This is a genomic window from Allokutzneria oryzae, from assembly GCF_042429765.1.
Classification (GTDB): Bacteria; Actinomycetota; Actinomycetes; order Mycobacteriales; family Pseudonocardiaceae; genus Allokutzneria; species Allokutzneria oryzae.
Window position 1 is genome coordinate 54,642 of sequence record NZ_JBHLZU010000019.1, and the last position, 18,362, is coordinate 73,003.

18 protein-coding genes are annotated in these 18,362 nt (G+C 69.5%); 8 read left to right on the forward strand and 10 right to left on the reverse strand.

Features of this window, described 5'->3' with window-relative positions:
• Positions 1–3: 3 nt before the first annotated feature.
• Positions 4–951: a helix-turn-helix transcriptional regulator gene (locus tag ACFFQA_RS23580; protein ID WP_377856147.1), complete on the reverse strand. Its 948-nt coding sequence runs from the start codon at positions 949–951 to the stop codon at positions 4–6.
• 92 nt (positions 952–1,043) lie between these two features.
• Between ACFFQA_RS23580 and ACFFQA_RS23585 the strand changes: the two genes are divergently transcribed.
• The 3 genes from ACFFQA_RS23585 to ACFFQA_RS23595 all read left to right on the forward strand — a co-directional run bounded on the left by ACFFQA_RS23585 (position 1,044) and on the right by ACFFQA_RS23595 (position 3,385).
• Positions 1,044–1,457: a VOC family protein gene (locus ACFFQA_RS23585; RefSeq protein ID WP_377856150.1), complete on the forward strand. Its 414-nt coding sequence runs from the start codon at positions 1,044–1,046 to the stop codon at positions 1,455–1,457.
• A gap of 151 nt (positions 1,458–1,608) precedes the next feature.
• Positions 1,609–2,403, forward strand: coding sequence for a putative protein N(5)-glutamine methyltransferase (locus tag ACFFQA_RS23590; protein ID WP_377856154.1), 795 nt, complete (start codon positions 1,609–1,611; stop codon positions 2,401–2,403).
• Positions 2,404–2,470: 67 nt separating this feature from the next.
• Entirely contained in the window at positions 2,471–3,385 is a 915-nt protein-coding gene (locus tag ACFFQA_RS23595; RefSeq protein ID WP_377856157.1) for an alpha/beta fold hydrolase, read from the forward strand.
• On the opposite strand, the gene ACFFQA_RS23600 is transcribed toward ACFFQA_RS23595, so the two are convergent.
• From ACFFQA_RS23600 to ACFFQA_RS23615, 4 genes are all read right to left on the reverse strand, one after another.
• The gene (locus ACFFQA_RS23600; RefSeq protein WP_377856160.1) at positions 3,382–4,572 is read right to left on the reverse strand and encodes an AAA family ATPase; all 1,191 of its coding nucleotides are present in this window, start codon (positions 4,570–4,572) and stop codon (positions 3,382–3,384) included. The two genes, ACFFQA_RS23595 and ACFFQA_RS23600, sit on opposite strands and share 4 nt — an antisense overlap.
• Before the next feature lie 105 nt (positions 4,573–4,677).
• Positions 4,678–7,440, reverse strand: coding sequence for an ABC transporter substrate-binding protein (locus tag ACFFQA_RS23605; protein WP_377856163.1), 2,763 nt, complete (start codon positions 7,438–7,440; stop codon positions 4,678–4,680).
• Positions 7,441–8,110: 670 nt separating this feature from the next.
• Positions 8,111–9,307: an acetyl-CoA acetyltransferase gene (locus tag ACFFQA_RS23610; RefSeq protein ID WP_377856166.1), complete on the reverse strand. Its 1,197-nt coding sequence runs from the start codon at positions 9,305–9,307 to the stop codon at positions 8,111–8,113.
• 99 nt (positions 9,308–9,406) lie between these two features.
• Positions 9,407–9,847, reverse strand: coding sequence for a nuclear transport factor 2 family protein (locus ACFFQA_RS23615; RefSeq protein WP_377856169.1), 441 nt, complete (start codon positions 9,845–9,847; stop codon positions 9,407–9,409).
• A gap of 83 nt (positions 9,848–9,930) precedes the next feature.
• On the opposite strand from ACFFQA_RS23615, the gene ACFFQA_RS23620 reads away from it, so the two are divergent.
• Entirely contained in the window at positions 9,931–10,491 is a 561-nt protein-coding gene (locus ACFFQA_RS23620; protein ID WP_377856172.1) for a TetR/AcrR family transcriptional regulator, read from the forward strand.
• Here the strand turns inward: ACFFQA_RS23620 and ACFFQA_RS23625 are convergent.
• Positions 10,477–10,932 (reverse strand): nuclear transport factor 2 family protein, encoded by a 456-nt coding sequence (locus ACFFQA_RS23625; RefSeq protein WP_377856175.1) that lies wholly within the window; start codon positions 10,930–10,932, stop codon positions 10,477–10,479. The two genes, ACFFQA_RS23620 and ACFFQA_RS23625, sit on opposite strands and share 15 nt — an antisense overlap.
• A gap of 34 nt (positions 10,933–10,966) precedes the next feature.
• Between ACFFQA_RS23625 and ACFFQA_RS23630 the strand changes: the two genes are divergently transcribed.
• On the forward strand, positions 10,967–11,500 hold the full coding sequence (locus tag ACFFQA_RS23630; RefSeq protein WP_377856178.1) for a DinB family protein: 534 nt from the start codon (positions 10,967–10,969) through the stop codon (positions 11,498–11,500).
• Positions 11,501–11,531: 31 nt separating this feature from the next.
• A complete protein-coding gene (locus ACFFQA_RS23635) occupies positions 11,532–11,924 on the forward strand; it encodes a RidA family protein (protein WP_377856181.1) in 393 nt (130 codons plus the stop codon).
• Positions 11,925–12,011: 87 nt separating this feature from the next.
• Here ACFFQA_RS23635 and ACFFQA_RS23640 read toward each other — a convergent pair whose 3' ends face one another.
• Together ACFFQA_RS23640 and ACFFQA_RS23645 are read right to left on the reverse strand one after the other, a co-directional pair.
• Positions 12,012–13,190, reverse strand: a complete 1,179-nt coding sequence (locus ACFFQA_RS23640) for an acetyl-CoA C-acyltransferase (protein WP_377856184.1) — start codon at positions 13,188–13,190, stop codon at positions 12,012–12,014.
• Positions 13,187–14,650 carry a carotenoid oxygenase family protein gene (locus ACFFQA_RS23645; protein ID WP_377856186.1) on the reverse strand — a complete coding sequence of 488 codons (1,464 nt, stop codon included), beginning with the start codon at positions 14,648–14,650 and terminating at the stop codon, positions 13,187–13,189. The genes ACFFQA_RS23640 and ACFFQA_RS23645 overlap by 4 nt, the downstream gene beginning before the upstream one ends.
• 80 nt (positions 14,651–14,730) lie before the next feature.
• Here ACFFQA_RS23645 and ACFFQA_RS23650 point away from each other — a divergent pair, with 80 nt between their 5' ends.
• Entirely contained in the window at positions 14,731–15,627 is an 897-nt protein-coding gene (locus ACFFQA_RS23650; RefSeq protein ID WP_377856189.1) for a winged helix-turn-helix transcriptional regulator, read from the forward strand.
• 110 nt (positions 15,628–15,737) lie between these two features.
• Positions 15,738–17,384 (forward strand): class I adenylate-forming enzyme family protein, encoded by a 1,647-nt coding sequence (locus tag ACFFQA_RS23655; protein ID WP_377856192.1) that lies wholly within the window; start codon positions 15,738–15,740, stop codon positions 17,382–17,384.
• 40 nt (positions 17,385–17,424) lie between these two features.
• On the opposite strand, the gene ACFFQA_RS23660 is transcribed toward ACFFQA_RS23655, so the two are convergent.
• Together ACFFQA_RS23660 and ACFFQA_RS23665 are read right to left on the reverse strand one after the other, a co-directional pair.
• Positions 17,425–17,913 carry an SRPBCC family protein gene (locus ACFFQA_RS23660; RefSeq protein WP_377856194.1) on the reverse strand — a complete coding sequence of 163 codons (489 nt, stop codon included), beginning with the start codon at positions 17,911–17,913 and terminating at the stop codon, positions 17,425–17,427.
• The gene (locus tag ACFFQA_RS23665) at positions 17,910–18,275 is read right to left on the reverse strand and encodes an ArsR/SmtB family transcription factor (protein WP_377856197.1); all 366 of its coding nucleotides are present in this window, start codon (positions 18,273–18,275) and stop codon (positions 17,910–17,912) included. The genes ACFFQA_RS23660 and ACFFQA_RS23665 overlap by 4 nt, the downstream gene beginning before the upstream one ends.
• Positions 18,276–18,362 lie beyond the last annotated feature (87 nt).

The following is an 18,362-nucleotide window of genomic DNA, read 5'->3' on the forward strand; positions in this document are numbered from 1 at the left end:
CGCTCAGGCGGGGGAGGCGTAACGGCGAACCAGCTCCGCGCCCAGACGGGCCAACTCCGCCCGTACCGGCGCGGACTCCAGCACCTCGACGGTCTCGCCCCACCCCGCCAGGTGCTGAGCGATCATCAACGGCGTCGGAGCCGCCAACCGCACCAACGACCGGCCCCCGTCCTCACCCAGGACCACGCAGTGCCGCCCGAACTGGTCGCGCAGCACCGACACGTACCGCGACGCCACCGCCACCGTCGCCGACACCAGCGACCGCCGCTGCTCCACCTCCTCGACGACCTGGCCCCACGCCTCGGACAGCTCGAAGTCCTCCGGCCGCGACGCCTCCAGCTCCGTCACCTCCGCGGCGAGCATCCGATCCACCCGGAACGTCCGCTGCCCGCGCTCGGTCCCCGCCAGCAGGTACCAGACCTCGTCCTTGTCGACCAAGCCCAGCGGATCGACCAGCCGCTCCGACCGCTCACGCCCCCGGCCCTCGTAGGTCAACCTGACCTTGCGCCGCCGCACCACCGCCCCCTGCAACCGCTCCACCAGCTCCGGCCGCCCCCGATCCAGCGCACCCCACCGCGCCGGATCGACCACCACCGCACTCGCCGCCGCCTCCGCGTCCGCCCGGAACGTGCGCGGCAACGCCCGCACCAGCTTCCGCAACGCCGCCCTGATCTCCGGAGCCACCGCCGCCGCCGGACCCGCCAGCAGGAACAACGCCTGAGCCTCCGTCGAGGTCAACCCGCTCAAATCCGTCCGCGCACCACCGACCAGCGACCACCCACCACCACGCCCCGGCTGCGGGTACACCGGAACACCCGCCGCCGACAACGCCTCCAGATCCCGCCGCGCCGTCGCCACGGACACCTCAAGCTCCTCAGCCAGCTCCGCCGCCGTCACCCGGCCACGCGACTGCATCACCAGCAGAGCCGCCACCAACCGATCAGCACGCATGGAACGCAGCCTCTCCCCAAAAGTGCTCAGTAGATGAGCACTTTATGCCGAAAGCTGGGCTCCAACACCGACCGAACGAGAGGACCCCGACCATGTTCCGCGGCATCGCCACCCTCACCTTCTTCGCCGACGACCTGCCCGCCGCCATCACCTGGTACACCGAGCTCTTCGGCGTCGAGCCCTACTTCGTCCGCCCCGTCGACGGCGCACCCGCGTACGCCGAGTTCCGCATCGGCGACTACCAGCACGAGATCGGCATCATCGACGGCCGCTTCGCACCCCACCCCAGGACCACCCCCGGCGGCGCCGTCACCTACTGGCACGTCGACGACCTCACCGCCGCCATCGACAAGCTCACCGCCATGGGAGCCAAGGAGCACGAACCCCGCATCGAACGCGGCCCCGGCTTCGTCACCGCCTCCGTCATCGACCCCTTCGGCAACGTCCTCGGCGTCATGCACAACACGCACTACCTCGACATCCTCGCCAAGAACGGCCTCGGGTAAGGTGACGCCCGCCAGACCGCCAAGAGCCTCAAGGGAGGTGGGAACCCATGTCCGCTAGTGCAGGCCGGGTGCTCTCCTCCAACGGCTGCGCGGTCCACCCGACATAGGGGACCGGGAGAGCGCCCGTGGACATCCGCGAAAGGCACTCCTCATGGCAACACCCCTGTCACTCGGCACCCCCACCGCCACCGTGATCGACCGGCTCCGCGCCGCGGGCTGCGTCTTCGCCGAGGACGAGGCACACCTCCTCGTCACCTCGGCGACCACACCCGACGCGCTCGCCGACATGGTCGACAAGCGCGTCGCGGGCCTCCCACTCGAACACGTCCTCGGCTGGGCCGAGTTCTGCGGACTCCGCATCGCCGTCGACCCCGGGGTCTTCGTCCCCCGCCGCCGCACCGAGTACCTCGCCCGCCAAGCCGCGGCACTCCTGCGGCCACACGCCGTGGTCGTCGACCTGTGCTGCGGCTCCGGCGCGGTCGCCGCCGCACTCGCCGCCACCGGCGACGACATCGAACTGCACGCCACCGACATCGAACCCGCCGCCGTCCGCTGCGCCCGCCGCAACATCGCCGACCACGGGGGAGCGGTCCACGAAGGCGACCTCTACTCAGCCCTGCCCGACCACCTCCGCGGCCGCATCGACATCCTCGTCGCCAACGCCCCCTACGTACCCACCGACGCCATCAAGCTCATGCCACCCGAAGCCCGCGACCACGAACCCCGAGTCGCACTGGACGGCGGCGCCGACGGACTCGACGTCCAACGACGAGTCAGCGCGGACGCACGAGACTGGCTCGCACCAGGCGGCCACCTCCTGGTCGAAACCAGCCAACGCCAAGCCCCGCACACCGCGCGAACCCTCGCCCACAACGGGTTCCAGACCCGAACCACGCACTGCGACGACCTCGGCGCCACCGTCGTCATCGGCAACCGACCCGCCTAGCGCCTGCCTCGTGGGCCGATACGTTCTGGTGCGCTGACCCAGTTGCCGACGAAAGGAATGCCAGGGCATGGGGGAGACCACCGCGAACGTGGCCGAGGTCCCGCTGGGGACGCGCCACGAGGTCTCGGGCGGAGCGATGCTGCTGCACCGGTCCGGCACCGGGGGACCGCCCGTGGTGTTCCTGGCCGGCGGCGGGATGTTCGGCCTGTACTACTGGAACGTGCACAACCTCGTCGCGGAGTTCACCACGAGCGTGATCTACGACCGGCTCGGCCTGGGCTGGAGCGACGTGGTGGACCTCCCGCGCAGCGGCACGCAGGTGACCGATGACCTGCACGAGCTTCTGCGCGTCGCGGCTGTGCCCGGCCCGTACGTGCTGGTCGGGCACTCGCTCGGCGGCCTGTACGCACGGCTCTACGCGAAACGATTCCCCGATGAGGTTGCCGGACTGGTGCTGCTCGACCCCACCCACGAGGACATCGTCGACTACCTGCCGGAGGAGAAGGCACAGCGGCTGCGGGACTCGAACACCGACGACCCGTTCCCGCCCGAGCAGCTGGACGCGATGCGGACCGCGTACCGGACCACGTTCGGTCGGGCACTCGCCGACTGGCCCACCGAGATCCGCGAACCGCTACTGGACCAAGGGTTCAGCAGCGAGAACTACCGGCAGTCCCTGCGGGAACCGATGAACCTGCCGCGCCTGTTCGGCGAGGTCCGCGACGCCGGACCCGACCCCGACGTGCCGCTGATCCTCCTGTCCGCCATGGGGACCGACACGTTCGCCGAGGAGCTGGTACCGCCCGAGGCCCGCACATCGGCCGCCGAGTCCCAGCAGGCCAAGCACCGGCTGTACACCGACGTGACCGCAGCACTTCCCCGAGCTGAGGTCCGCCGCCTTGACGATGCCGGGCACTCGGGCATCGCCTGGCTCCGGCCGGACGCCGTGGTCCAGGCGATCCGCGACACGCTCTCGCGCTAGACCAGCTTCTCGATCCGACCCTTGATCACGATGTAGGGAGGCAGCAGCGGATCGCGGAACCTGTAGCGAAAACGCCGCGTAGTGCCGATCCGCTGCAGGATCCCACCCCGCGCACCCTCCGAGGAGAAGTTCTTCAAGTGCACCGCGAAAGCGGGGATGTCATACGCCTTACCCGTGATCTGCCGCAGCTTCTCCCGAACGTCCGGAGCACCGAACGACCCCAGATCATCCTTCTCCGCCACCGCGCACGCGAGCAGAACCTCCTTGTACAACGTCTCCCGATTGCTCTGCGTCGCCCGGTGATACCGCTCCCGAACACTCTGCGACGCGGCATCCAGCGCATCGGTGAGCGCGTCCTCGAAGTCAGCCCGCTTCACCACCGAACGCCCCGCCTCGACCGCCCGCATCGTGCCGTACTGGCCAAGCAGGTGCGTGTAGTGGGGAAGACCCTGCGACAACTCCGCGACCGCGTCGACGAACTTCGGCTGCGCCTCCATCGCCACCGCACGCACACCCCGCCGCACGATCTCCCGCAGCTCCGCATCGGTCATCCTCGGCATCTGCACCTGGACCAACGACCGCTGGATCGACGCGTGCCCACTCACCAGCTCGTCCACCGTGTCCGCCACACCCACCAACACCACCGTCGCCGCGATCGACCGGTCAGCGAGGATCTTGATCGTGTCCGCGATGAGCGTCCGCACCCTGGCGTCCACCGGCCGGTCGAACTCATCGACCAGCACCACGATCGGAACGCTCTCGCTGATCGCCGCCAGCGCCCGCGACACCGAATGCGGAGTGAGCCTGCCACCCAGCAGCTCCGTCGCCGACTGGAGCACGTTGCGAGGGGAGCTGCCGAACCCCAGCCGAGGCTCCTGCGTCAGCAGCGTGATCTCACCGAACACGCCGTTCCAGATCGACTTGAAACTGTCCTCGGAGTTGCAGACGTAGTACGAGGTGACAACCGGGTCAGGCAACAGGTTCTGGGTCACCCGCGCCAACGACGTCTTGCCGACCCCGCGCTCACCGTAGATCAACGCGTGCTGACCCCGTTGCACCGCCACCGAGGCCAACGTCCGCAACTGCGCCTTGCGGCCGGCGAACAGATCCCGATCGGTGATGGGAGCGGCCGGACTGAACGCGCGCCCGATCGCATCGACCCGCTCCACGTACTCGTCCTCATCCACGGCGACCGCCTCCGATCAGATCGTGGGGCCCGAACATCAACCATCGCCGAACCACATCACGTCCGGGGTACGAGCGCGCACCAGTCGATCACCAGAACCACCTGGTCAACAGCCGGGGGAGCCCCACGGACGAGACACCCGCCGATCCACCGGCACCGCGAACCGGAAGACGCACGTGGGCACCTGCGACAGCTCGTGCAGATCCGACACCCGCAGAATCGAGATCGGCCGCGACTCACCCGTACGCGACCCGGCGAAGTCGACCGGCCCCGTCGCCCCGTCGAAGGGCCTCAGCTCCCGCAGCTCCTGACCGATCGCCGCCCGGTGCGGCGCGGCCACGGCCCGCTCGCTCACCCGCGACCGAACCTGGTTCCGCCGCACCGCCTCCAGGAACACCCCACCCGCGTCGTACGCCAAGCCGATCCGCTCACCCGGCCACGGAAGATGATCCCCAGCCGGCGAGAGAACACGCGCGAAATCCACCGTCGCCACCTCGTCCGGACCATGCTCACGCAACCCGCGGAAACTCCGATAACCCGCACAGAACGTGCTCAGCGAATGAGTCGGAGCCGCACCCCCGAGCGAACTCGGCCTGCCATCCTCCCGACACGAACGCCCCGCAAGCACTATGCGACTAGCCAACGACACGAACGACACCGCCACACCGCTGAACTCGTCCCGGAGCCGCTGATCGCTCTGCGCCACAAACCGGGAAACGGTGTCACTGCCGACGACAACCGGCTGGTTCGCATCACACCTGCGCACCACCTCGTCCAAGAAACCCGGAAAGTCGACCTCCCGCCCCACGAAGAACGCAAGCTGGTCAGCACCGCAGGTGATACTCAGCTCCGCCACCTGCGACATCCACTGCCGCGTCCGCACCCGATCCACCCCGACCGCGTTCCTCGTCTCCTCGACCAGGGACCGGAGATACCCGTCATCCAGCGGCGGGTGATAGACCGTCACCGACCTCCGACCCTGCCTCGCGTACTCCGCCACCAACTCGGCCTGAGCCCGATTGCCCGGCACCAGCTGGAAGTACAGCGGCGACAAATCCGGCAACGACTCACCGGTCAGCGTCATCGACACCACCGCGATCCCCAGATCACCCAGCGCCGCTATCGCGCTCTCCGTCGCGGGAACAGTCAGCCCCATACCGACCACGCCCAACACAGAGGCGTCGTCGCGGAACAGGGGAGCGAGCAACTCGTCGACCACAGTCCGCGCACTCGACATGGCGTGACCGCCATTGGCCACGATCACCCGCAACAACGGCTTCGACTGGTCCTTGTGGTTCTGCTGCCGCTGTCGCAGCAACAACCCCTCCAACTCCTCAGCTGTGGACGCGTCCATCCCCGGATCAGCATTCGTATGCGTCAAGTCGGAGAAGTACACCAACGTCACCAACGGCCGCCGAGGATTCTCCGCATGCAGCCGCTTGGCGATCCCGTTGTGCTCGAACACCGCCAGCTGCGCCGCGCGCAACCGCGGGTCGGAGCCGAAAACGCGCGCCGCGTTGTCGCTGTAACCAACGCACTCCATGGCCTCGTCCAGCCAACGAAGTCCCACACCAGGGGAGAAGGGGTGCAGACAGTCACTCCGCCACCGCACGAACAACGGCTCGCCGCCAGCAAGCGCAGCGGCCCCCAGCACCAGCACCATCACCAGGGCAAGCACCCGCCTCCTGGCCAACAACGGAGGCCTCCGCGCATCGAAGAGCCCGTGACGACCCACGGGCGGCTCGTCACCACCATCCGAACCGGGCAGTGCGAGGAACACGAACCGCGCGTCCGCCCGCAACGCCTGCCTCCGAGCGGGAAGATCCCGTTGCCACTGGGCGATCTCGTCCTCGATCTCGACGACCGGCCGCGTCACCCGGTCCGTGCCGACCCCGGCCGGCCTGCTCGCCGCGGTGGCAACCACCAACAGGGGATCGTGCTCGGTCGACTCGTTGCGCACGTCGTTGATCAGCCTGAGCAGCTCCCAGCCACCGTTGTCCTCGCTGACCTCGTCGAGCAGCACCATCACGTACGACGTCCGCCGCCAGCGAGCCGGCAGGAGCCGACGTGGCCGGTACGCCACGCGAAGGTCCTGGAGAAACGCGTGGACCAGCAACTTCTTGAGCTGGTAGACGTTCTCCTCGGTCCGGCGGCCCTCCGTCAGCCGTTCCGCGAAGCCGACGAAGTCCGTCGAGTGCCCGGGAACCATGAAGGGCTGTCGCATGAACCATCGCGGCACCCGGCCGAGCCGCCGCCAGACGAAGCGCCCCATCGGCCGGCGCAGCAGGACGAACAGCGCCAGGACGTTCTTCATCCAGTCGGACTGGGGGAGAGCGGCGTCGAGCGCGCCCTGCAACTGGGTCGCGTCAGGACCGCCCGGCTTGGTGTACCAGTCCTGTAGCCGCTGCGAGATCTCGTCGTGCGGGTCGGGCCCTGGAGCGAGCTCCTGACCGCTGAGCCAGTCGCCAAGCCCGTAGTACCGGAACCGCCGCAGTTTGCTCAGGCTGAACCGGTCCGCCATCAGCTTGTGCGAGAGCTCGTCCAGCAACGGCAGCAGGGGCAGTCGGTCCTCCGTCCGCGGTGGTGTGGCCTTCGCCCACCGGTCCGCGCACCGTTGTCGTGCCTGCTCGGCGCTGGCCCTGGCGAGGAGAACCGTGCGCGGGGAGTCCTGGCCGAGACTGCTTTCCAGCGTGCCCAGCACGTCGTGGTCGACAGGATCCTTCGAGTCCTTGATCAGGCCGAGCAGCGGGAGCGGCCGGTCGCCGCGAATCGCGTCCGGGCTGGGGCGCTGCCACCACCTCGGTCGGTCGAGGAGCCGATGGCACACGGCCAGCAGCGCGTTGAGGCCACGGAACAGGGGGGTGACCACGTTGTTGCCTCTCCGATCGCGAACCAGGACTCATCGGTGATGACCTGACGGTCGAAGGAGCATGGCGGAGGGAGGTGGGACCCGTCCCGACTCTCCCTTAGTTGACATAATGTAGATTATCGGCGTTTTCTCGACCTGGGATTACGGGGCCAGAAGAGGCTCACAACGAGACCGAGTCGCACACGTGCAACTCACGATGCGGCACGCGTCGCGCCGCCGTTCGCAGCGCCGCTCGTTACGCGCGTTTCTCGCGCGTCGCTGCTCCGCATGCCAGATTCCCGCGAAGGCTGCCGCGGCAGGGTATTGAGAGCCTCCAGGAGTCCTTCAAGGTCGATCTCGGAGCACCCCTGTCACACCACCTCGTTTCGTCACAGTGACGCATTTAGGTGGGGTAAGCCGGGTCGTTCCCCTGGCGTGGGCGGGGTCGAGCGCAGTCGCCGATGGCTAGCTCAAGGCTGCCGATCGCGCTGGGTTGACAGATCGACAGTGGCCGGAACGACGTGTCGCACAGTGTGTGCCGAGGTGCGTCGGGACGCTTCACGGCAGGCGGCATCGCCCCTACTCCACTGGGCGGGTTGATGCCATCCGAGCCCCGTCCGAGTTTGGTGGATAACAGTAATTATCCACCAAAACACCGAAGGTGGTTACGCTGCCCTGCCCCACCGGAAGATCAACTTCCGAGGACGAAGCTGACCGTGGTCGCCGTGCTGCCGCCGATGTTGAGGGTGCCGAACCGGCGGGCGCCCTCGACCTGCGTCTCACCCGCCTCTCCCCGCACTTGAAGGTGCGCGTCGAGCAGCATCCGCACCCCCGTCGCGCCGACCGGGTGTCCCCCGCCGATCAGGCCGCCCCCGGGGTTCACCGGCAGGCGTCCGTCCCGCTCCAGGTCACCGTTCTCCACCGCCTGCCAGCACTTTCCCGGCTCAGTGATGCCGAGGTGGTCGATCGCCATGTACTCCGACATGGCGAAGCAGTCGTGGGTTTCCACGCCGTCCACGTCGTCAACGCTGGCGAGCTGTGCCCGGCGCAGCGCGTCCTGGAACGTGGCGCGGACGTGCGGCAGGACGTACGGCACGTCGGAGGAGCGGCGGAACTTGGGCTGGAGCGGCAGCCCGACGGTGCGGTGTCCCCAACCGAGGATCTTCGACGCCTCGCGGCGACCGGCGACTCGGCTGGACATGAGGACCACGCCCGCGGCTCCGTCGGTGATCTGGCTGCAGTCGTGTCTGCGGATCCGGCCCTCCACCAGCGCGTCGTTCTCGGTGAAGCTCTCCGGCGGCAGGGTCCAGTTCCTGGTCTGGGCGTTGGGGTTGGCGCGGGCGTTGCGGAAGTTGAGTTCGGAGATCGCACGCAGGTGCGCGTCGTCCAAGCCGTACCTGCGGTCGTACTCGTCAGCGAGCTCGCTGAACATGTGGGGCCACATGAAGTGGGCGAGCTGTCCCTCGTGACCGATCCATGCGGCCGCGCCGAGGTGGGTGGTGGCCTGGTCGCCGGGGACGGTCTTCTCCAGTTCGAGGCCGAGGACGAGCGCGGTGTCGTAGCGACCTGACTCCAGGTCGACCATGGCGGCGAGCAGGGCGACCCCGCCGGAAGCGCAGGCGGCTTCGTGGCGTGTCGCGGGCACGTCCCAGAGGGCTTCCTCGACGGTGGCGGGCATCGCGCCGAGGTGTCCCTGGCCGGTGAAGAGCTGGCCGAAGGCGTTGCCGACGTGCACGACGTCGATGTCGGCGGGGTCGATCTTGGCTTTGGCGAGGGTCTCGCGAACGGTCTCCCTCGTGAGGTCGGCGTAGTCGTGCCCCTCGCGGGTCCAGTTGCGGGCGAAGTCGGTCTGGTGGCCGCCGAGCACGAAGACGTCGTTGGCTGGCATGGGCGCCTCCCCCGCTGGCTTTCGCTACCGAAGTGAAGGTACCGCAGCGCTGGCCGCGGATGGCGTCTCCGGCCAGCGCTGCGTTCGGCGCGGCTGGGGTCAGGCCGCGGCGAGCGAGGCGATGAGGTCGTTGGTGCGGCCGAGCAGGCGCGCCATGGCGATGGGGTCCATGTAGTCGTCGTAGCGGACGATCTTGCCGTCTCGGATGCGGAGGATGCCGAGTGCGGTGAAGGTGTAGGGCTCGTCGAGGGCTTTGGCCCAGCCGTGGTGGGTGACCTCGATGACGACGACTTCGGGGTCGTCGGTGTCGCGGGTGAGCACGTGGACGCCCTGGATGTCGAGGAGTTCGCGGCGTTGTGCGGCCGCTCCGCGGTAGGCGCGGATGGCGTCCTGGCCGTTGAGCTCCCTGGGCATGCCGGGCGGGGCGAAGGGGTAGGTGAGGACGCCGTCGGTGGCGAAGAGGTCGGCGAAGGCGATCCCCTCCTTGCCTTCGACCATGCGGCGGACCTGGTCGACGACCTGGTGGGTGGTGGCGGGCATGGGTGCTCCTCGGGTGGGCGGGCGTAAAATCGGAACGGTGACCCCGCTTCGACTATACGGAACGCGCGCCCCGGTTGGTAGGCATGGCTGACAAACCGCTGCGCGCCGATGCCCGGCGCAACCGGGAGCTGGTGCTCAACGCCGCCCGTGAGGCGTTCGCGGCCTCGGGTTTCGGTGTGCCGCTCGATGAGATCGCCGCGCGGGCCGGGGTTGGTCCCGGCACCGTCTACCGCCACTTCCCCACCAAGGAAGCGCTGTTCGAGGCCGTGGTGACGGCGCGGGTGGAGGACCTCGTCGCAGACACCCGGGCTCGTGCGGGTGCCTGCGACGACCCGGGTGCCGCGTTCTTCGGCTTCCTGGCGAGGCTGGGCGATGAGGTTGTCGCCAAGCGGGACCTGTCGGACGCGATCAGCGTGCCTAGCTCGGTGCGCGACGAGCTGCACGCGGTGATGGACGAGTTGCTGCGCGGTGCGCAGCGGGTGGGCGCTGTGCGCGCGGACATCGAGGCGTCGGACCTGGTGGTGTTGCTCAAGGGAGTGCTGGCGGGGATTCACGACGCCTCGGTCGGCGAGGTGGCGCCGGATCGGGCGCGGCGTCTGTTCGCCGTGCTCACCGCGGGGTTGCGGCCGTCAGGTGACGGGTGAGCCGATGCCGGGTGGTAGGCGGTCGATGTCGAAGGACGACGAGACCTCGCGGTAGATGATGCGCCAGATCCCGTTGCGACGGGTGTAGACGTCGCGGTAGGTGCCGCCGCCTCGGATCCAGGTCCCGTCGATGAGCTGGACGGAGAGTTCGGTGTCGGCTTCGCCGCTGGCGCGGTCGCCGTCGAAGTCGACGACGAGGTTTGCGGTCCAGTGGTGCATCTGCTGGAAGGACTGCCACTGGGCCTTCACCCCGGCGCGGATGGCGTCGATGCCGTTGAAGCGCTGGTCGGGGCTCGGCGCCCACACGGCGTCCTCGTGCCAGATCGCGGTGAAGCGCCGGAGGTCCTGCTTGTCGGCGCCGTGGCAGTACTCGTGGACGAGGCGCTGGATCGCGAGCTCGCTCTCGACGCGGTCGAGCCGTTCGGCCAGATTGTCGGTCATATCAAGGACCTTAGGCTGGTTGAGGGGGTTGGGAATGGCGAATGAGGTGTGGGGTGCCGGCGGCGTTATGCGGTCGTGGCCGGAGCAGCGCGCCGAGGACGAGCTGCAGTTGCAGTGGGAGTTCCTGGGGTTCCTGCGCGCCACCGCGGTGAACAAGGTGTTGGGACTGGGTGCGGAGCAGGCGTCGGCGACGCCGTGGCCGACCTCGCCCTGCATGAGCTTGTTGGGTGTGGTGAAGCACCTGACGGCGGTGGAGCGGTTCTGGTTGTCCTACGTCGGCGGTGGGTTGGACGTGCCGTTGTTGTGGGACTCGGAGGATCACAACGCGGAGTTCCGCCTCTCCCCTGCTGACACGCCGGAGGCGGTGGTGGCCGCGTACCAGGAGGAGTGGGTGCGCTCGGCGGAGGCATTGGACGGTTTGTCTGCGGATGACCTGGCGTTGCGTGAGGTGGGCGGCTCGGAGCGGACGGTGCGGTGGCTGTTGGCGCACGTGGTCCAGGAGACGGCTCGGCACGTGGGGCATCTGGACGTGCTGCGGGAGTTCGCTGACGGTCTGGTCGGTGAGTAAAACCAGTTGAGCGCGTGTGCAGGATCGGGCCATGGGTTCTGTTGAACTGGTTCGTGGTGTTGAGCTCAGCGATGTGGCGGAGTACGCGTACGCGTCGGTGGCGCGCGGGATGGTGTACACGGCGGGTGCGTGCCCGTTGGACGAGAAGGGGCAGACGGTCGCGGTCGGCGACTACGTGGGTCAGGCGCGTCAGGTGATGGCGAACCTGGAGGTCGCGCTGCGTGCGGCGGGAACGTCGTTGGACGGCGTGGCGAAGACGACGGTGTACGTGAGGTCGTCGGAGCAGTCGGACTTGGTGGCGGTGTGGGACGTCGTGCGCGCGGCGTTCGGCTCACACGACGCGCCGAGCACCCTCCTCGGCGTGGCCGCCCTGGGCTACGACAACCAACTCGTCGAGGTCGAGGCCGTCGCCGTCCTCCCCTAGCCACCCCCCATTTTTGGCCATTCGCGGGCTTATGGACCCTTTTGCGCCCTCCCAGACGTCCATAAGCCCGCGAATGGCGAGGAGGGGTTACACGCGGGTGAGGAGGAGGGCGGAGCCGACGCCTGCGGCTCCGCTGACGGCGATGATGCCGTGGCGGGCGTTGCGGCGTTCGAGCTCGTCGACGCAGCTCTGGGCGAGGATGGCTCCGGTGGCGCCGAAGGCGTGGCCCATGGCGATGGTGCCGCCGTTGGGGTTGAGGCGGTCGTCAGTGATGGCGAGGTCGCGTTCGAACTTCACGCAGGAGGCGGCGAAGGCTTCGGCGATCTCGTAGACGGCGATGTCGTCGGGGTGCAGGCCGGTGCTGGCGAGGAGCTTCTGCACGGCGTGTTGGCCTGCGGTGAGCATGATGACCGGGTCCACTGCCGCGGTCGCCGCCGCCGCGATGCGCGCTCTGGGGCGCAGGCCGTGACGTTCGGCGGTCTCGGCGGTGCCGATGAGGGTGATGGCCGCCGCGTCGGCGAGTGTGGGTGAGGTGCCGACGGTGTGCAGGTGGCGGATTTCGGTGACTTCGGGGTGGTGGCGTCGGACGAGGTCGTCTTGTCCGTGGAGGCCCAGTTCGGTGAAGGCCGGTGGGAGCGCGGCGAGCTCGTCTGCGGTTGTGTGCGGGCGCAGGGCTTCGTCGTGGTCGAGCAGTACTGTGCCGTAGTCGTCGTGGATGGGCGTGGCGTGGTGGCGGCCGTTCTGCCAGGCCGCCGCGGCGCGGTGCTGGGTGCGGAGTCCGTAGGCGTCGAGCTCGGCGCGGTGGAGGTCTTCGAGGGTGGCGATGAGGTCGGCGGCGATTCCCATGTGGACGGAGCCGAGTCGGCTGATGACCGTGGGGTCGCGGTAGAGCGGGGCTTGGTCGGAGAACATCGGGGCGTGCGAGACCGACTCGACTCCCCCGGCGATGACCAGGTTGGCCGTGCCGAAGGTGATGTGGGCGGCGGCGGTGCTGATGGCGTCGACGCCGGAGGCGCAGAAGCGGTTGAGGGTCATGCCGGGGGTGCCGGTCCAGCCCGCGAGGGCGGCGGCGGTGCGGGCGATGTTGCCGCCCTGTTCTCCGGTCTGGGTGGCACAGCCGAGGATCACGTCGTCGATGGGCAGGTCGCCGCCGAGGGTGGTGAGCAGGGGCTCCAGCAGTTGGAGCGGGGTCCTGGAGGCGAGGCCGCCGGTGGGTTTGGCCTTGCCCCGGGGGGTGCGGCGGGTGTCCAGGAGGTAGGCGGTCATCCGAAGGCCCTGAGCTGGTCGGCGCGGACCCAGGTGGCGTGGAAGCCGATGGGCACGCGAGTGGGCAGCAGGACGCGGGCGACGGGGCCGGCTTCGAGGTCGGCGGCGTCGAGGATGATCACTTCGGAGCGGCCTTCGCGTTCGTCGGTGACGAAGGAGAGGAGGTAGCCGTCGGTCTCGCCGGTGGAGCCGTCGCGCGGGGCGAAGGGGGCCTCGGCGCCCCAGCGGCCGGGGCCGAAGAGGTGCTGCTGCTTCTCCCCCGTGCTGGAGTCGAAGCGGACCAGGCCGTCGAAGAGCAGGGTGTCCTCGTTGGCCAGGTGCATGTTGTAGGAGTAGCGGTGGGCCCGGCCGACGACGCGGGAGTCGACGCTGGGGAACTCGATGTTGTCGTCGTCGAGCCTGCCCTCGGTGAGGGAACCGGTGCGCAGGTTGAGCCGGTACCGGTAGAGGTGGGCGTCCAGGCGGAGGTAGGCCAGCATCCGGCCGAGCGGGGTGGTGGAGATGGCGCGGTGCTGGGCGTTGGCGACGCGGCAGACGTCGAGGACGATCTCCTCGCCTTCCTCCCAGGAGTTGACGACGTGGTAGATGTAGCAGGGTTTGGCCTCGTACCAGCGGATCTGGTCGCCGGTGCCGTGCCGGGGCAGGACGCCGAAGCGGGCGGGGAGCTCGCGGTCGAAGTGGATGCGGTACTTGCCGGCCGCCCTGGCCTGCTGGTCCTGGAGCAGGGGCAGGTCCATCAGCACGGTGTGGTTGGCGGTGATCGCTATGTCGTGGGGCAGGCGGGGGCCGGGCAGGTCGATGGTGGTCTCGTGGGTGACGCGGCCCTGGTCCCCGACGACGCCGTAGCGCATGTACGGGGGTTCGGGTCCGTAGTCGAACCAGCAGAGTTCGCCGGTGGCCTCGTCGTGCTTGGGGTGGGCCATCATGTCGCCGGTGAGCGTGCCCAGGAAGTCCTCGGCGCCGATGGTCTCCAGGGAGAGCGGGTCCAGCGCGTAGGGGCTGCCGCAGAGGTACCAGGTGGTGAGGACCTTGCCCCGGTAGAACAGCACGTCGGTGTTGGCGGTGTCCTTGATGCCCAGGCCGTGGGTGTTGCCGAAGGGGTTGCCCTCGGGGTTCTCCATGACGCCGGTCCACAGGGCCTTGCCCGCGTCGGACTCGGCGTGGAAGGCCTTGGTGCGGACGTAGCGGTTGCGGTAGCGGGCGCGGCCGTTCTCGATGTGCAGGGCGTGGAGCATGCCGTCGCCGTCGAAGAGGTGGTAGCGGCCCGGCGCGTCGAACTGCCGGTTGGGGCCGTTGCGGAGGTAGACACCGTTGAGGTCGCGGGGGATCTCGCCGATGACGTCGAGGTCGTCGGCGGTGATCTCGTCGTGGACCGGGGCGAACACGCCCATGAGGTACGGGTTGGGTTCGTCCGTCTGGAGCGGGCGGGCGAGGGCGATCGGCTGGTCGGCGGTGCTCATCTCGGCTCCCCTTGGGCTCGGCGCTGACCCCGGTCCGAAGCTACGATAAGCGAAGTCAGGCGTCAACGGGATGGTGGCGGATGCGGCCGAGCGCGATCGGGCGGGCGTTGCTGGCGCTGGGTGACCAGTGGGCGTTGTTGATCCTGCAACGGGCGTTCCTGCTGCACACCAGGCGTTTCGCCGACTGGCGGGACGAGCTGGGCATCTCCGAGTCGGTGCTGGCCGGCCGCCTGCGTGAGCTGGTCGCAGGAGGGCTGCTGGAGGCGGTGCCCTACCGCGACCACGGGCGCACCCGTCAGGAGTACCGGCTCACTGAACGGGCGCTGGAGCTGTGGCCGTTTTTGGTGTCGGTGTGGTCCTGGGAGCGGCAGTGGGTGAAGCGGACGCACCCGCTGCCTGAGCTGCTGCACCACGAGTGCGGTGACCGGGTCGATGTGGAGCTGGGCTGCGCGGAGTGCGGGAAGGCGCCGGTGACCGCACGCGACACCGACACCGAGCGTGGCGCGGAGGCCGTCTCGCACACCGCGACACCACGGCTGCACCGGCGGACCGTTCGCGCGGGGACCGAGCGGGACGCGGTGTCCTACTGCCCGGAGACGCTGGAAATCCTCGGCGACCGGTGGAGCACGGTGCTGCTGGCGGCGGCGTTCCTGCGGGTCAGGCGCTTCGCGGAGTTCCAGTCGGAGCTCGGTGTCGCCCCGTCGATCCTCAGCGACCGGCTGCGTCGGTTCACCGAACTCGGTGTGTTGGAGCAGGTGGAGGTGCCGGGCGCGCGGCACGAGTACCGGCTGAGCGCGAAGGGCCTGGCGTTCTTCCCGGTCTTCGCGTTCCTGGTGGACTGGGCGCAGCGGTGGCACCCGGAGGACCCGGCGGAGGTGGTGATCACCCACCGCGCCTGTGGTGGTCGCCTGCTCCCCTTCCTGCGGTGCGCTGCGTGCCACGCCCCGGTCTCCCGCACGGGCATCGCCTTCACGTGAGCGGCGCGGGCTCGTCGCGCTGTGGTAACAGAATGTGACGAGGCGGTGTGATCGGGACGGGCGCTGACGTAGCGTTCCCTCCCCACACCCCGCTGGACCTGGGAGGAACCGTGACGGCCTCCGCACTGCATCCCCTCGCCCGTGTCCTGGAGTTCACCGCCCGTGGCTGGTGGGGACCGGACACCATCGGCGGGCTCTTCGAGCGCCAGGTCCGGGCGCGGCCGGGCGCGCTGGCCATCGTGGACTCCCCCGACAAGGTCGAGCTCACCGGGATCGAACCGCACCGGTGGAGCTGGGCGCGGCTGGACGTGGAGGTCGACCGGATCGCCGCGCTGCTGCAACGCCACGGTGTCGGCCCCGGGGAGATCGTCGGGGTGCAGCTGCCCAACTGCGTCGAGCTGGTCGCGACCTTCCTCGCCGTGCTGCGCCTGGGGGGCGTGGTGTGCCCGCTTCCCGTGCAGTACCGGGAGTACGAGCTGCGCGCGCTGCTGCCGCTGGCCGGGGCGCGCACGTTCGTCACCGCGACCCGCATCGGCGCCCGCGCGCACGCCGAGATCGCCCGGCAGGTGTGCGGCGAGGTCGTCACGGTGATCGCCTTCGGCCCGAACGTCCCGGCCCGCGTGGTCTCCGTGGCCGCGGCGCCCAACACCGCGCCCGTCCGCTCCTACACGCCTGATCCGAACCACTGCGCCACGATCTGCTGGACCTCGGGCACCGAGAGCACGCCGAAGGCCGTGCCGCGCGCCCACTACGACTGGCTGGCCATCGCCCGGCCGTGCGCCGACGCGCCCACGCTCACCGCCGATGACGTGATCCTCAACCCGTTTCCGCTGGTCAACATGGCCGGGATCGCCGGGACGCTGTTGCCGTGGCTGCTCACCGGGTGCCGGTTCGTGCTGCACCACCCCTTCAGGCTGCCGACGTTCCTGCGACAGGTCGCCGAGGAGCACGCCACCTACACGGTCGCTCCGCCGGCCGTGCTGACCCTGGTGCTGCGCAAGGAGGGGCTGGAGCTGGGGTCGCTGCGGGCGATCGGGTCGGGGTCGGCTCCGCTGGCGCCGTCGATGGTGCGCGGCTGGCAGGAGCGCCACGGGATCCCGATCATCAACTTTTTCGGCTCCAACGAGGGAACGGCGCTGCTGAGCGCGCCTGCCGACTTCCCGGACCCGGAGGTGCGGGCGCGGTTCTTCCCGCGCTACGACGCCCCAGGCTCGACCTGGTCCACGCGGGCGGCGGAGTGGGTGCGGACCAGGCTGGTCGATCCGGTCACCGAGCGGGAGGTCACCGAGCCCGGGCACGCCGGGGAGCTGCGCATCGCCGGGCCGACGGTCTTCCCCGGCTACCTGCTGGGCACCGGGGACGACCCGTTCGACGAGCTGGGCTACCTGCGGACCGGGGACCTGTTCGAGATCGCCGGGGACCGCGGCCAGTACCTGCGCTACGTCGACCGGGCGAAGGACCTGATCATCCGGGGCGGGATGAACATCGCGCCCGCCGAGGTCGAGGCGCTGCTGGTCTCCCACCCCGGCGTCGCCGATGTCGCGGTGGTCGGCTACCCCGACGACGTGCTCGGGGAGAGGGCGTGCGCGTTCGTGGTCGCCGCCGGACAGGCGCCCACCGCGGCGGAGCTGACCGAGCACCTGCGCGCGCGGGGGATCGCCTCGTACAAGCTGCCGGAGCGCTTCGAGTTCGTGGACGCCCTCCCCCGCAACCCCATCGGCAAGCTGCTGAAACGGGAGCTGCGCGAACGGCTCTAGGCGGCGGCGAACCGCTCCGAGGCGCCGGCGGACAACCGGACTAACTGTCGGCCAGCAGGGCGTCGAGCTTCTCGTAGCCCTCGACCACGCCGACCTCCATGCCACTGGCGATCATGGCGTCACGGGCCTCCATGGTCTCCACGACCGACAGCACGACCACGCGGCTGCGGCCGTCGGGAAGGTCTTCGAAGGTGGCCGTCTCCAGGCTCACGCCATCGGGGAAGCCCTCGTAGGTGAAGGTCTGCACCAGGCGCTCGCCCGGCCGGGCCTCGTGGAAGGACCCGTAGAACGAGGCGATGATCTCGCCGTCGCGGGACGAGGAGTAGCGGTAGCTGCCGCCGGTGCGCAGGTCCCAGGAGTGGATCTCGGTGGTGGTGCTGTTCGGGCCGAGCCACTTCGCGGCCAGCTCCGGCTCGGCCCAGGCGCGGTAGACCTTGGCGGCGGGCGCGTCGAACTCGCGGACGATGCGGATCGTCGGCAGGGCGGGGTCGGCCTCGATGGTGGTCTCGTGGGTGGTCCTGGTGCTCATGACGCTGCTCCTCGCTGCTGGTTCTCTTCGTTGTCGCTGTCGTCGTCCATCGCCGCCAGTACCGCGTCGAGGCGGCGGAACCGCTCCTCGGCCTGGCGGCGGTAGCGCTCGATCCACTTGGTCATCAGGTCGAACACCTCCGCGTTGAGGTGGCACGGCCGTCGCTGGGCCTCGCGGCTGCGGCTGACCAGCCCGGCGTCCTCCAGCACCTTGAGGTGCTTGGAGACGGCCTGCGTCGAGACGTCGTAGGGCTCGGCCAGCTCGCCGACGGTCGCGTCACCCGCGGAGAGCCGGGCGACGATGTCGCGCCGGGTCGGGTCCGCCAGGGCCGCGAAGACCCGGTTGAGCCGATCGTCGGTCACCGGTCACCTCCCGCATCTTTGACAACCACTTGGTTGAATAGACCGTACGGACAGCCGCCCGCGTTGTCAACCAAATGGTTGCGGATG